At 57.1% G+C, this 14,448-nt stretch carries 13 protein-coding genes; 12 read left to right on the top strand and 1 reads right to left on the bottom strand.

Translation table 11 applies throughout. The annotated features are described in order from the left end of the window. Window positions 1-20: 20 nt before the first annotated feature. Complete coding sequence (locus tag ACK8P7_RS07660) at window positions 21-899, bottom strand: GNAT family N-acetyltransferase (RefSeq protein WP_410043628.1); 879 nt, start codon at window positions 897-899, stop codon at window positions 21-23. Window positions 900-1,187: 288 nt separating this feature from the next. Here ACK8P7_RS07660 and ACK8P7_RS07665 point away from each other — a divergent pair, with 288 nt between their 5' ends. From ACK8P7_RS07665 to ACK8P7_RS07720, 12 genes are all read left to right on the top strand, one after another. Then, complete coding sequence (locus tag ACK8P7_RS07665) at window positions 1,188-1,337, top strand: hypothetical protein (protein WP_410043629.1); 150 nt, start codon at window positions 1,188-1,190, stop codon at window positions 1,335-1,337. 4 nt (window positions 1,338-1,341) lie between these two features. Then, the gene (locus ACK8P7_RS07670; RefSeq protein ID WP_410043630.1) at window positions 1,342-1,824 is read left to right on the top strand and encodes a VanZ family protein; all 483 of its coding nucleotides are present in this window, start codon (window positions 1,342-1,344) and stop codon (window positions 1,822-1,824) included. Between the two features lie 286 nt (window positions 1,825-2,110). Continuing rightward, window positions 2,111-2,437: a hypothetical protein gene (locus ACK8P7_RS07675; RefSeq protein ID WP_410043631.1), complete on the top strand. Its 327-nt coding sequence runs from the start codon at window positions 2,111-2,113 to the stop codon at window positions 2,435-2,437. A 263-nt stretch (window positions 2,438-2,700) separates the two neighbouring features. Next, complete coding sequence (locus ACK8P7_RS07680) at window positions 2,701-4,836, top strand: aminopeptidase (RefSeq protein ID WP_410043632.1); 2,136 nt, start codon at window positions 2,701-2,703, stop codon at window positions 4,834-4,836. Window positions 4,837-4,910: 74 nt separating this feature from the next. Continuing rightward, window positions 4,911-6,506, top strand: a complete 1,596-nt coding sequence (locus ACK8P7_RS07685) for a serine hydrolase (RefSeq protein WP_410043633.1) — start codon at window positions 4,911-4,913, stop codon at window positions 6,504-6,506. A 366-nt stretch (window positions 6,507-6,872) separates the two neighbouring features. Next, window positions 6,873-8,069, top strand: a complete 1,197-nt coding sequence (locus tag ACK8P7_RS07690) for an ABC transporter substrate-binding protein (protein WP_410043634.1) — start codon at window positions 6,873-6,875, stop codon at window positions 8,067-8,069. Window positions 8,070-8,237: 168 nt separating this feature from the next. Beyond that, window positions 8,238-9,119, top strand: a complete 882-nt coding sequence (locus tag ACK8P7_RS07695; RefSeq protein ID WP_410043635.1) for a branched-chain amino acid ABC transporter permease — start codon at window positions 8,238-8,240, stop codon at window positions 9,117-9,119. A 13-nt stretch (window positions 9,120-9,132) separates the two neighbouring features. Then, complete coding sequence (locus ACK8P7_RS07700) at window positions 9,133-10,239, top strand: branched-chain amino acid ABC transporter permease (protein ID WP_410043636.1); 1,107 nt, start codon at window positions 9,133-9,135, stop codon at window positions 10,237-10,239. 94 nt (window positions 10,240-10,333) lie between these two features. Further along, window positions 10,334-11,119, top strand: a complete 786-nt coding sequence (locus ACK8P7_RS07705) for an ABC transporter ATP-binding protein (RefSeq protein WP_410043637.1) — start codon at window positions 10,334-10,336, stop codon at window positions 11,117-11,119. A gap of 126 nt (window positions 11,120-11,245) precedes the next feature. Next, complete coding sequence (locus ACK8P7_RS07710; RefSeq protein WP_410043638.1) at window positions 11,246-11,953, top strand: ABC transporter ATP-binding protein; 708 nt, start codon at window positions 11,246-11,248, stop codon at window positions 11,951-11,953. A gap of 282 nt (window positions 11,954-12,235) precedes the next feature. Further along, complete coding sequence (dapF, locus tag ACK8P7_RS07715; protein WP_410043639.1) at window positions 12,236-13,075, top strand: diaminopimelate epimerase; 840 nt, start codon at window positions 12,236-12,238, stop codon at window positions 13,073-13,075. Window positions 13,076-13,336: 261 nt separating this feature from the next. Then, window positions 13,337-14,446, top strand: coding sequence for a carbamoyl phosphate synthase small subunit (locus tag ACK8P7_RS07720; RefSeq protein WP_410043640.1), 1,110 nt, complete (start codon window positions 13,337-13,339; stop codon window positions 14,444-14,446). Window positions 14,447-14,448 lie beyond the last annotated feature (2 nt).

The following is a 14,448-nucleotide window of genomic DNA, read 5'->3' on the forward strand; positions in this document are numbered from 1 at the left end:
TAGCCGGGGTCTTCGTGCGATTATTCTTTATTCAAAAAGTAGAGTACGCGCTCCGTCTCCTTATAGCCGAGGCTTTCGTAGAGGTGAACCGCGATATCATTATTGCTGGCAACCTGGAGAAGTACCTTCTTATATGGGCCGTCGGCCGGCGTGGCTTCGACCGCTTCCATCAGGGCGCGGCCATGCCCCTTCCCGAGATACGTATCATAGACGAGGAGGCCGTAGAGGTAGAGTGTGTCGGCGCTGAACGGCGTGAGATGCACTTCACCATAGCTGTTTGAGAGGCTGTCGCCCGGATCGGAGATCGGGCGCGCGAGCGTCTTCGCCATGAACAGCTCATCGTACTGATGTGTCGCCCCAAGGGCACGGAGTGTCTCGTAGCTGTCCGGTGCGACGAACGGCATCGCGGTCCGTAGCGGTCTGCCGGACATATCGGAATCACCCACTTCATGCTGGTCTTCGCAGGAGCTGCTTCCATCCCGAGCGTCCTGTGAATAATCCTCGTCCGAAAAAGATATTCGATCGTATACCGGTTCATCATCTGCGACGATCGGGCGCTTGATCATGAAACGGATGCGATAGCCGCGGAAGTCGTCGAGCAGGCTCTGGTAGCACATGCGGAACATGCCGATCTGGCGCATCCTCGGGTGGGTGAAGGCCTCGATCTCCAGCACCGGCTTCCCGTCGATGGTCTCGCCGAGAAGATAGCCGGAGAGTACGGCAAACAGTGCCTCCTCGACACCGCTCTCCTCCGGGTCATCATTTCGGATGATATAGTAGAAGTCACCGTCCAGGTCTGTGTCATACGAGGTGTGGTCGGCTGCATTGCACAGAGACACTAACGCGCTGACCGCATCCCAGGTTTCGTCATCCAGTTCTTTCAGTAATTCTGCTTCCATATCATTCATCTCCTGTATTCGCTGCTATGCAAAGCTGTATTCGTACGATGTCGGGCTGTGGGCATCCGGGTACACCTGCCCGGCACAGATCTGAGCCCGATTATACTAAACTTGCCATCATTTTTCCATTATGCTAAGATGTTGATGTTCAGAGGTCTGCAGATTTTGCATAAAAAGGCGCTTTCTATGGGGAAACGGCGTTCGAATCTGCTCGGAAGCGCGGCGCAGGGCGTCGGGCGAGGGACTCTGGAGATCTCTTAAAGATAGGAATGTATGATCGGAGATAATATGGAAAAAGTATATAAAACGATGCGAAATACGGGGGCGGGTTCGATCGCGCTCGGTGTGATCATCCTGGTGTCCGGCCTCATCATCGGCATCCTGTCGATCGTGAATGGTGCGCTGCTTCTGAAGCGGAAGAACGACATCACCTTCTAAACGGATGGCGAAGCACAGCACGAGAAACCAGCGACTGGGCTGGGTTCTTTTCGTCCTTTACCTGGGCGCGCTGTTCTACCTCATGTTCTTCGCGGACATGGCGGAGCGGGGCCTCGGCGTGAAGGAAAACTATACCTATAATCTGAAGCCGTTTGTGGAAATCAGACGGTATCTTTTTTGTGCATCGCAAATCGGATTCCGAGGCGTGTTCCTAAACCTTTACGGGAACATCCTCGGATTTATGCCGTTTGGCTTCATTCTCGGTGTGATCAGCTCACGCTGCCGGAAGTACTGGTACGACGCGGTGATCTGCACCTATCTCCTCAGCTACTCGATCGAGATGATTCAGCTGTTTTTCCGCGCCGGAAGCTGCGACGTCGACGACCTCATCCTGAACACCCTCGGCGGCACCCTCGGCTACATCGCCTTCCATATCGTCCAGCACGAACGCATCCGCCGCTACTTCCTGAAACACCCGAAGCAGTAGCGGAAGAGGACAATGCTCCCGACCTGGATGTATCCCGGGAAGCAACCGCAACCCGTCACAACCTCCCGCGAAGCCAGGGGGTCTGACCCCATCGAGGATAGAGCGACCACCTTTGGGATTTCATAATGGGGTCAGACCCCATAAACTACCGAGAAGCGACGGCGGCCCGTCACGATCTCCCGCGAAGCCAGGGGGTCTGACCCCATGGGGGATAGAGCGACCACCTTAAAAAAATCGTAATGGGGTCAGACCCCCACAAACTTCCGAGGAGGAACGAAACCTGACTATGGCCAAAAAGAAAAGATATAATTATATAAAGAAGAAGATCGCGCGTGGTACCTGGCCGTGCATCCTGACGATGCTGCTGGCGCTCGGGCTCCTGCTCGCGACCCTGGCCCTGGCGGTGCACTTCCAGGGCCAGGGACCGATGCTCCTGGGCGCGCTGGGTTTCAGCTCCATCGTGATGACCATCTTCTCGCTCTACTTCCTGATCCTGGCCCTCCACGACAGTGAGAAAAACTACGTCCCGGTTCGCATCGGTGGCATCATCGCCGCCTGCGTACTGCTGGTCTGGATCATTTTCATCGCCCTCGGCCTGAAGACGATGATCTGACGGTCCGCCACAACCTCCCGCGAAGCCAGGGGGTCTGACCCCATCGGGGATAGGGCACCCACCTTAAGAAAAACGTAATGGGGTCAGACCCCATAAACTACCGGGAAGTGACGGCGGCCCGCCACGACCTCCCGCGAAGCCAGGGGGTCTGACCCCCCCATCGAGGATAGGGCGACCACCTTAAGAAAATCGTAATGGGGTCAGACCCCATAAACTACCGGGAAGCGATGACGCCCCGTTACCACTACCAAGAAAGAAACACCATGGAACGATATGATGATGTGATTGAGCGGATCCGTAAGATCCCGGAGGAGCATGCGCTGAACGCCGCTTTCCAGGCATACTTCACGGCGGCCGCAGAATTTATTTTATTACTGGATGCGTTTATGAAAGCGCGCACAGAGGGCGAGCTGCCACTGCCAGAGCTTCAGCGCTGGAATGCGGCGCTGTACCGAGAAGCGGCGGAGCGCTACGAGGATTCCTACCTGAATCCGCGAGTGGCCGTGGCGAAGCTGGGGCCGGTCGGTGCCGAGCTGTCGGCACTGTACATGGAGCTGCAGGGGCTGATTCCGTCGGCGTACCAGCAGGATCTCGAGGACATCGTCTGTGTGCTCGAGACCTTCGTGCAGGTCTACTGCATGTTTACCTCGGCGTGGGAAGAGTATAGGTCAGCCTGTCCGCAGCCTGCAGCAGCGCCGTCGCCCGCCATGGCGGATGTGACCCCTGCCGTTTGTCGGAATTCGGCCACGAGTGACCAGACCCGAACGGACGATTGGATGGCCGGCATTCCGGAACCGAAGCAGCTCCGCGACGTTCTTTACAGCTACGCCCACGATTATTCCGAGGATTTCCTGCGTCGGAAGATGGATGCGATGTACATCCCGGCGCGTTCCTACGCGCGTCAGATTCTCCTTGACCACGATTTCCTGGAGCCGACCGACATCTGCCGCTTCGGCTACTATGTATCGGACACTGCCCTCCGGACGGCGGAATTTATCGCGAAGCTGCCAGACGACCGCATTGACCGCATGGCGCGGACCTGGTATCAGGGATTTAAGGATGGCTTCCGCATCCAGGGGAAGCCGTACGAGGAGAAGTCAGTCGTCGAGTTCAGCTACCCGGCAGGCTTCGAGCGCGTGGTGAAACGCACCGCGGCACTTTTCGCGGAGGATGGCTTCGATTTCACAATCCCGCTGCGCCCGCAGCATTTCCTGACGCGCACTCCGGGCCGGAGCCGCCAGCTCTATGAGAGCCCGAATCCGCAGATGGATTTCGATCACAGCTACGACCTCGCCCTCGTGATGGGGGACCGCATCTGCGCCCGCATGCTCGAGGAGCAGCGCCAGATTTTCCGTTCCTATGGGGACGAGATCGGCCGCTACGCGGGTCCGGTCGTGATGGAAAGCTTCGGCGCGCCTGCCTTCGAGCCGGTGGAGGAGCCTGCACGGCTTCGCTTCACGACGCACCAGTCTGAGGTGTACGGCCACTACCAGAACAGCGTGCAGCTGCTCGTGCATGAATTCGTGCTCGAGGAAGAGCGCTCGTTCACGATCATCGCCTGGCCGCTTCCGACGATCGGCCCGGATTTTGAGGCGATTTTCCGCGAGACGGAGGCGGTCAACACCCTGTCCTCTGCGGCGTACCGTCCCGTGCAGGAGTGTCTGATCGCCGCCCTGGACCAGGCGCGCACCGTTCATATCCAGGGGAAGGGCAATGCAACCGACCTGTACGTACAGCTCCACCCGCTGGCGAATCCTGCCCGCGAGACGAATTTCGAGAACTGCCTGTCGGATGTGAACATCCCGCTCGGTGAGGTCTTCACTTCGCCGCAGCTCGAAGGCACCTCCGGTATGCTGAACGTCCGCTCTGTGTTTATCGAGGGCTTCCAGTTCCGGGATCTTCGGATCCGCTTCGAGGATGGTCGCGTCGCGGACTACAGCTGTGCGAATTTCCTGGACCCGGAGCAGGGACGGGCACTCATGCGCAAGGTGATCTTCGGTGAGAAGGAGCGACTGCCGATGGGCGAGTTCGCGATCGGCACGAACACCCGCGCCTACCGGATGGCACAGCGCTACGGTATCGGTGCACTGATGCCGATTCTGATCGCAGAGAAGACCGGTCCGCACTTCGCGGTCGGCGACACCTGCTACTCCTTTATGGAGGACATGCAGCTCTATAATCCGGATGGAAAGGAACTCGTCGCGAAGGACAACAGCTGCTCGATCCTCCGGAAGACAGAGCCGGAGAAGGCTTACTTCGCCGTGCACACCGACATCACGATCCCGTATGACGAGCTCGACCGCATCACGGCGATCCGCGCCGACGGCTCCGAGATCCCGATCATTGCCGGCGGACGCTTCGTCCTCGCCGGAACCGGAGTGCTGAATGAATTTTTATGATTTTTTAGATAGGAACTTGTAAAATGTTTTATCATCATCACGGGCGATGGCGCCGAACCTGCGCTGCCGTCCTCATGACCCTTCTCATATGTACCCTGGGGACGCCGCTCCTCGCGATGCACGCGTACGCCGCGTGGAACTTCCCGTATACGGAGCTCACCGCGGGCGCCGGCGTCGTCCTCGACGCGGACACCGGGGCGGTCCTGTTTCAGAAGAACATGCACGAAAAGATGGCCCCGGCGTCGATCACGAAGGTGCTGACCGCGCTCGTGGTACTGGAGCACTGTGACCTCGACGAGCAGGTGACCTTCAGTCATGATGACGTGTACAATGTCGACGCCGGATCGTCGAATGCCCAGATCGAAGAGGGCGACGTCCTGACGGTACGGGACTGTCTCTACGCACTGCTGCTGAAATCTGCGAATGAGTGCGGCAATGCACTCGCCTGCCATGTGGCGGGTTCCCGCGAGGCCTTCGTCGACATGATGAATGCGGAGGCGACACGCCTCGGCTGCCAGGACAGCCACTTCGCAAATCCGTCCGGCCTCTATGCCGAGGACCACTACACCAGTGCCTATGATATGGCACTGATCGGTGCGGAAGCGATGAAGAACAGGGACTTCCTGGAGATCGAGTCCCATGCGTCCTACAAGATGGCGGGGACGATCCGAAATCCGGGCGGTCTGACCGTCTATATGGAGCATAAGATGCTTCGCAAGGACACTGCCTATTCGGATGCCCGTGTCATCGCCGGCAAGACCGGCTATACAAAGCTTGCCGGCAATACGCTGATTACCATGGCCGAGCAGGATGGCCGTCATCTGGTGGCGGTCGTGCTGCAGGATAAAAACCCGGCGCACTACGTCGATACGAAGGCGCTCCTGGATCTCGGCTTCAACCAGACGGAGAACCAGCCGGTTTCGGACGCGCTCTTTAATCGAGAGGAGCTTCGGAACCGTTTCGTCGCGGACACCATCGTCGACGAGAGCTGTAAGGCCTCCGATATCCATGTCGAGGGAAATGTGCTGCTGTCACTGCCGAAGGGCGCGAGCCAGGACGGCATCACATATAAGCTGAACTATAATCTTCCGTCGTCGGAGATCCCGACGCATACGATCGCGGAGATCGAGTATCTCGCGGATGGCGTGACGGTCGGCCGCTACTTCATCCAGAAGGAGCCGACCATCGAGGTTATCCTGCATGAGACCCCGACCAGTACGAAGGTCGCCGTCGCCACCTCGGTCAGTGTCCTGACCATCGTCGGCGTGATGGCCTTCTTCATCCTCGGCTCCGGCACCGCGGTCGGCCTGAAGAACGTCCATGACGACCGGAAGCTGAGTCGCCGCATGCAGGAGAAGCGCGCACAGCGCCTCCAGGAGATGGAGATGTCCGAGGAAGAGTTCCTCGCCCTCGTCGAGCGACGCCGCGAGCGGAAAGCGTCGTACAGCCGCGATGATGCATCGCGACTCAGCACCCGGCAGCGTGCCCGCATAGGGATGGATGAAGCTCCGTTGCGGGAGCAGAAGACCTCGCGCGTGAGAAGCGATGTTTCACAACGTAGCCTGAAGCAGCGCGCCCGCACGCACATGGAGGACGAGAAGCTTCGCGAGCATCAGGCCGCACACACTGTCCGCGCGGAGCGCAACCGCAGCCGCAGTCGACGAAGATAGTTGATTTTTGCAAATGACTGCGTTATTACTATGTAACATTGCTTGAGTTTGACACATTCGAACTTCTCCAGAAGTTTACATTGCCTTATTTTGACAATAGAATGATTTGAAGAAAAAAGACCAGCAAGGGAGCTGTCGCGTGAGCGGCAGCTCCCTTTTCTGTATCCCAGCCATAACCGGACGCTATGAAACGATGGATTTTATCAAACTTTAGTGAGAATTCCTCTTGCATTCATACACTGAAGTGATAAAATAAAGCAAATGTACGAGGCAAGCGGACAAACGTCCGCGACACCCGCACACGTCAAAGAAGAATGTCCAGACGGAGATGTACATCACCACTGGCACATTTCAGAGGAGGAGATTATGAAATCAGCAAAGCTCGTAGCACTTGGACTTGCAGCGGCGATGACCGCATCTCTGGCGGCATGTGGCGCATCTTCGACACCGGCAGCCGGATCGTCTTCCGGAAAGTCCGGTGGAAACGTCATCCGGATCGGTGTGTTTGAGCCGACGACCGGCGAGAACGGCGGTGGCGGATTCCAGGAGGTGCTCGGTATGCGTTACGCAAACGAGACCCATAAGACGGTGAAGATCGGCGACACCGAGTACACGATCGAGCTTGATGAGGTCGATAATAAGTCGGATAAGACCGAGGCTGTCAGCGCAGCAAACAAGCTGGTCGGCGATAAGGTCAGCGTCGTGCTCGGTTCCTATGGCTCCGGTGTTTCCATCGCAGCCGGCCAGATTTTCGCTGACGCGAAGATCCCGGCGATTGGCGCATCCTGCACGAACCCGCAGGTGACCCAGGGTAACGACTACTATTTCAGAGTCTGCTTCCTCGATCCGTTCCAGGGCACCGTTATGGCGAACTACGCCTACCAGAACGGCTATAAGAGCGCAGCTGTTCTGACACAGCTCGGTGATGACTACTCCTCTGGCTTAGGTTCCTTCTTCAAGACCGCATTTGAGAAGCTCGGCGGATCCGTCGTCGACGAGGAGCAGTTCCAGACGAACCAGACCGATTTTAAGGCAGTACTCACGAACATCAAGGCCGCGAACCCGGACATCATCTTCGCACCGTCTTCCATCACGACCGCACCGCTCATCATCAAGCAGGCGCGCGAGCTCGGTATCAAGTCCCTGATCGCCGCTGGTGATACCTGGGAGAACTCCACGATCATCGAGAATGCAGGCGCCTCTGCAGAGGGCATTGTTCTTTCCACCTTCTTCGATGAGTCCGAGCCGGCGAACGATGAGGCGAAGTCCTTCATCACCGGCTTCAAGGAGTATCTGACCGCAAACAAGCAGTCGGATGTCATCCCGGCCGTTTCTGCCCTTGGCTATGATGCGTACCTCGCAGCATACCATGCGATCGAAAAGGCGCAGTCCACCGATGGTGAGGCGATCAAGGAAGCCCTGAAGTCCGTTTCCTTCGACGGTGTGACCGGCTCCGGCATAAGCTTCGATGAGAATGGGGATGCAAACAAGGATATGGCCTTCATCAAGACCGTGAAGGACGGCAAGTTCGAGTTCCTGACCACCACAACCGTTCAGAACTGATGAAAGCTTCCGCTCCGGGCGGTGGCGTCTGTCGCCACTCCACCGGCAGCCGATGAATGCAGGAAGGACCGCTTCGAGCGACTCCTTCCTGCAATTCTGTTTATGCTCACGCATGTAACACACTCGATTCCACCCTCGCCCGAGGGCATCTTCAAAGGGGAAAAACCTATGTCTCTTACAACCTTCCTGCAGCAGTGTCTGACAGGTATCTCGCTCGGCGGTGCCTACGCACTGATCGCCATCGGCTACACGATGGTCTACGGCATCCTGCGCCTGATCAACTTCGCCCATGGAGATATCTTCATGATGGCCGGCTACTTCATGATTTTCGCCATGGCGTCACTGCCATGGTACATCGCCGTTCCGGTGACACTGATCACCACCACCGCACTTGGTGTAGGCATTGAACGCGTCGCCTATAAGCCGCTTCGTTCCGCTCCGCGTATGTCCGTCATGATCTCTGCGATCGGCGTGTCCTACCTGCTGCAGAACCTCGCGACCTACCTCTTCACCGCGCTCCCGATGGGCTATCCGGAGATCCCGGTGCTGAAGCACGTTTATAAGATCGGCGGCCTGTCGGCCTCCTTCGTCACCTTCCTGACGCCGGTGCTGACACTCGTGCTCGTGTATTTACTCATCACGCTGATCCAGCATACGAAGATGGGTATGGCGATGCGTGCAGTTTCGAAGGACTATGAGACCGCGTCCCTCATGGGTATCGATATCAATAAGACGATTTCCCTGACCTTCGCGATCGGGTCACTGCTCGCCGCGGTCGGCTCTATCCTGTATTTCACCGATCGTATGACCGTGTATCCGTATTCCGGATCCCTGCCGGGCATGAAGTGCTTCGTTGCAGCCGTATTCGGTGGGATCGGCTCGATCCCGGGTGCGGTCGTCGGAGGCTTCCTGATCGGACTCGGGGAGACGGCGCTCGTCGCCGCAGGCTACTCCACCTTCTCAGATGCCTTCACCTTCGTCATCCTGATCGTCGTGCTGCTCGTGCGGCCGACCGGACTCTTCGGTGAGAAGACCACGAACAAGGTATAAGGAGGAAGCAGCGATGAAAACAAAGGTAAACATGACGCCGGAGAAGCGCAGAAACACCATCCTGAGCCTCCTGCTGATCGTGGCGATCCTCGGGGCCTGCGCCTTCCTGGACGCGAACAAATACAGCTACAATTATGCGATTTCCATCATCGAGCGTTCGATGATCTATGCGGTCGTCGCTGTGTCCATGAACCTCGTGAACGGCTTCACGGGTCTGTTCTCGCTGGGCCAGGCCGGCTTTATGGCGCTCGGCGCGTATGTGACCGCGATCCTCACGATCCCGGTCGAGCAGCGTGCTTCCGTGTACTACATCTCCGGTATCCATCCGGCGATCGCGAACCTGCACGCACCGATCCTCGTGGCGCTGATCCTCGGCGGACTCGTAGCGGCGGCCTTTGCGGCCCTCATCGGTATCCCGGTGCTCCGTCTCAAGTCCGACTACCTCGCGATCGCGACCCTCGGCTTCGCGGAGATCATCCGTGCGCTGATCTCGGCTCCGCAGCTCGATACCATCACGAACGGCTCGTATGGCCTCAAGTCCATCCCGGGCTTCTCGAGTTTATTCCAGGTGCTTGCGCTTACGGTCGTCTGCATTGGCCTCATGGTACTCCTGATCAACTCGTCCTTCGGACGGATGTTCAAGGCGGTCCGCGAGGATGAGATCGCGGCTGAGGCGATGGGCATCAATCTGTTTAAGACGAAGGAGCTCAGCTTCGTGATTTCCTCCTTCTTCGCCGGCGTCAGTGGCGGCATGCTCGCGATGTTCATGCGCTCCATCGACAGTAAGACCTTCCAGGTGTCCCTCACCTACGACATCCTGCTGATCGTCGTTATCGGCGGGATCGGCTCTGTGACCGGCTCCGTGCTGGGGGCCTTCCTCGTGACCGCCGGCCGTGAGCTGCTCCGCTTCTTCGATGAGCCGCTCTACATCGGCAGTATCAACATCCCGCTGTTCCGTCCGGGCTTCCGAATGGTGATCTTCTCCATCCTCCTGATGGTGGTCGTGCTGTTCTACTCCCGCGGCCTCATGGGCACGAGTGAATTCAGCTGGAACGGGATCCTCGGCTTCTTCCGGGGACTCGGGAAGAAAAAAGTGAAGAAAGCGAGGGGAAAGGGATGAGTGAGATGAAAAAGCCGGACCTTCGTTTCGGCAGTGCGTATGCGTCTGCGCTTTATATAGGAAAGAAAACAGTGAAGGAAGTGGAGGAGCAGAGATGAGGGAAGTAAAAGAAAATGTCCTCCAGATGGAGAACGTCGTCATGCAGTTCGGTGGCGTACGCGCGATCGACGGCCTCTCACTCGAGGTCAACCGCGGTGAGATCGTCGCCCTGATCGGTCCGAACGGTGCCGGCAAGACGACGGCGTTTAACTGCATCACCGGTATCTATACCCCGACCTCCGGCTCCGTGAAGTTCGACGGCCGCGATCTCCGTGGCAACGCTCCGGATGCCATAACGAAGCTCGGCATCGCCCGGACCTTCCAGAACATCCGTCTCTTCTCGAATCTGACGGTCTTCGATAACGTCCTGATCGCCGAGCATCTCCGTGCGAAGGACAATGTCTTCAGCGCGACGCTGCGCCTGAACCGGAAGGAAGAGGAGCGCATGCGGGCAGAGACCGAGCAGCTTCTGCAGGAGCAGGGCCTCTATGCGTACAAGGATGATATCGCATCGAGCCTTCCGTACGGACTCCAGCGCCGCCTCGAGATCGCACGTGCGCTCGCGACGAAGCCGGAGCTGCTGCTGCTCGATGAGCCGGCGGCCGGCATGAACCCGCAGGAGACGCAGGAGCTGACCGACTTTATCGTGAAGATCCGTGACCAGTATCACCTGTCCATTTTCATGATCGAGCATCACATGGATCTCGTCATGCAGATCTCGGAGCGCATCTACGTTCTGAATTTCGGAAGGCTCATCGCACATGGCACACCGGAGGAGATCCAGAATAACCAGGAGGTTATCGACGCTTACTTAGGAGGTTCAGACGATGCGGAAGACTGAGATTTTTAAATCGTACATCCGAATCGACATCGTGGATCACTCCGGAAGAGCGGGAGAAGACATCCGTCTGCTCGCTGGGAATGTCGCAGACAGAGTGCGGATGAGAGAGAACAAGGGGGACACAACATGCTGAAAGTAGAGAATCTGAAAATTCATTACGGCGGCATCGAAGCCGTGAAGGGCATCAGCTTCGATGTACCGGATCACGCCATCGTCACCCTGATCGGTGCGAACGGTGCCGGCAAGTCCTCGACGCTGCGTACGATTTCCGGACTGGTGAAAGCGAGCGAAGGAAGCATCGTCTTCGATGGCGAGGATATCACGAGCATGCCGACCGCGAAGCGTGTGGAGAAGGGCATCGTGCTCTGCCCGGAAGGACGTCACGTCTTTCCGGATATGACCGTCCTCGAGAACATCAAAATCGGTGCATACCTCCGAAGCGACGCGCTCGACGCAGACATCGAGGAAATCTACGGCATGTTCCCGCGACTGAAGGAGCGCTCCTGGCAGCTCGCCGGCACCCTGTCCGGTGGTGAGCAGCAGATGCTCGCCGTCGCCCGCTCCCTCATGTCGAAGCCGAAGATCATGATGCTCGACGAGCCGTCCCTTGGCCTCGCTCCGATCATCGTTCGCGAGATCTTCTCCATCATCCAGCGCATCAATGAAACGCATGGCACCACGATCCTGCTCATCGAGCAGAACGCGAACATGGCGCTCAAGGTCGCACATCAGGCCTACGTCATGGAGACCGGCCGCATCACCCTCTCGGGCAGCGGTGCCGAGCTCCTCGCAAACGACGACATCCAGGCCGCCTACCTCGGAAAGAAGAAGTAAAAAGACAGGGCACAGGGAATCACCGGACTCCCTGCGCCTTGTTTTTTTCGTAAAACGGGGCTTGTATTGGGAGACCTATTTTGCTAATATAGTGAAAATTTGTGTATCGTTCAGAGCCATGCGGATTGATCGAAGACAATGTATCGTATGCTCGCATACAGCTACATTGCCTTCGATCAATCCATGTGGCGGATACGCCACACCGACGAACCATGTGTGGTTCGTCGGTTGCATGGCTCCTACACAATATATCTACAGGTTTTATTCTAAAAGGAAAAAAAGATGAAATTTACAAAGATGCAGGGTTGTGGAAACGACTATGTATATGTAAATTGCTTTTCCGAACAGGTTCAGGACCCTTCGGCGCTGGCGAAGCGCATCGCAGATCGGCACTACGGTGTCGGCGGCGACGGGTTGATCCTGATTGAGCCGTCAGACAGGGCAGATGCGTACATGCATATGTTTAACCTCGACGGATCGGAGGGCAATATGTGCGGCAACGGGATCCGTTGTGTCGCCAAATTTATCTATGATCACGGCATCATTCCCGCTGATCGAACAGAAGCAGTCATCGATACCAAATCGGGACTTAAGAACATAAAGCTTTATACAGAACATGGGGTTATGACCCGCGCGACGGTGGATATGGGCGTGGCGAAGCTGACATCAGAGCTTCCGGAAGATATCACTGTTCACGGGATGCATCTCCATTTCATCGGAATCGATGTTGGAAATCCGCATGCGGTATATTTCCTTTCAGATAATCCGGAGCTTCGTGTTTCTAAGGTCTCTGATTTGGATTTTCTTTTATATGGGCATGATTTTGAGACCCATCCGCGTTTTCCAGAGAAGGTAAACTCGGAGTTTATCCGGATCATCTCAGACACCGAGATCGACTTCCGTGTATGGGAGCGTGGTTCCGGAGAGACCCTCGCCTGCGGAACCGGTGCGACTGCGGCCGTCGCTGCGGGCTACCTCGCCGGGAAGCTTCGAAAGGATACCGAGGTCCTCGTCCACCTGGTGGGCGGCGACCTCACGATCCGCTACGACGCCGCAACCGGCCACGGCTTCATGACCGGCCCGGCCGTGGAGGTGTTCACCGGGGATTTCCCAGTGGCTTAGTGACTGTTTACGGACATAACTCGGATTCCTGCGCGGATATCGCTGAGATCGTGCGGATGACGTTCGTGCGCAGGAAATCCTCGCTATGCCCTGGCAAAGGTGCTTCGCACCTTGCCCACCCGTGGGTTTCAAGTCCAGATGAAGATATATCTTCATCTGGACTTGAAACCCACGGGTGTAAACAGATAATATATAAGAAGAAACTCAAGCAAGTAACTCAAGTTAGTAACCATTCACCATGTAATGATAGAAGGAGAAACAATGGACGCATTTTTGATTCTTGAAGATGGAACAGTGTTCAAGGGTACGTCAATTGGTGCAGAGAAGGAAGTGATCTCCGAGGTCGTATTCAACACCTCGATGACCGGCTACCTCGAAGTGCTGACGGACCCGTCCTACGCAGGACAGGCGGTCGTGATGACCTATCCACTGATCGGTAATTACGGTATCTGCTATGAAGATATGGAGTCCGCACAGCCATGGCCGGATGCCTTCATCGTGCGTGAGCTTTCCCGCATGCCGTCGAATTTCCGCTCCGAGAACACCATCCAGAATTTCCTGAAGAAGAACGAGGTTCCGGGCATCGCAGGCATCGATACCAGAGCGCTGACCAAGCGACTCCGTGACGAAGGAACCATGAACGGTATGATCACCACCCACCGTTATCATAAGGAAGAGATGCCGGCACTCCTCGAGCGCATCAAGGCCTATAAGGTCGAGGGCGTCGTAAAGAAGACCAGCACGAAGGAGGTCTATGTCGCACAGGCGGAGAATCCGGACGGCTCCCGCTACACCGGTGACCGCGAGCCGAAGCGCGTCGCTTTCCTCGACGTCGGTGCGAAGAGAAACATCATCCGCTCCCTGCAGCGGCACGGCTGTGATGTCACGGTATACCCGTCCGACACCAGCGCAGAGACCATCCTCAGCCAGAATCCGGACGGCATCATGATTTCGAACGGTCCTGGCGACCCGAAGGAGAACGTGGCGGTCATCGAGGAGATCAAGAAGCTCTACGCTTCCGAGACCCCGATCTTCGCGATCTGCCTCGGCCACCAGCTGATGGCCCTTGCGACCGGTGCGGACACTTACAAGCTGAAGTATGGTCATCGCGGTGGCAACCATCCGGTGAAGGACCTCTCGAACGGTCGTGTTTACATCACGTCCCAGAACCACGGCTATGCGGTCGATCCGAAGACGATCGATCCGGCGATCGCGGAAGAGGCGTTCGTCAATGTCAACGACGGTACGAATGAGGGCCTGCGCTATAAGGGCAAGAACATCGTGACGGTACAGTACCATCCGGAGGCCTGCCCGGGTCCACGTGACAGCGCATACCTGTTTGATCGCTTTATGAAGATGATGGAGGGCTGAAC

The organism is Oribacterium sp. P9 (assembly GCF_046365365.1).
GTDB lineage: Bacteria > Bacillota > Clostridia > Lachnospirales > Lachnospiraceae > Oribacterium.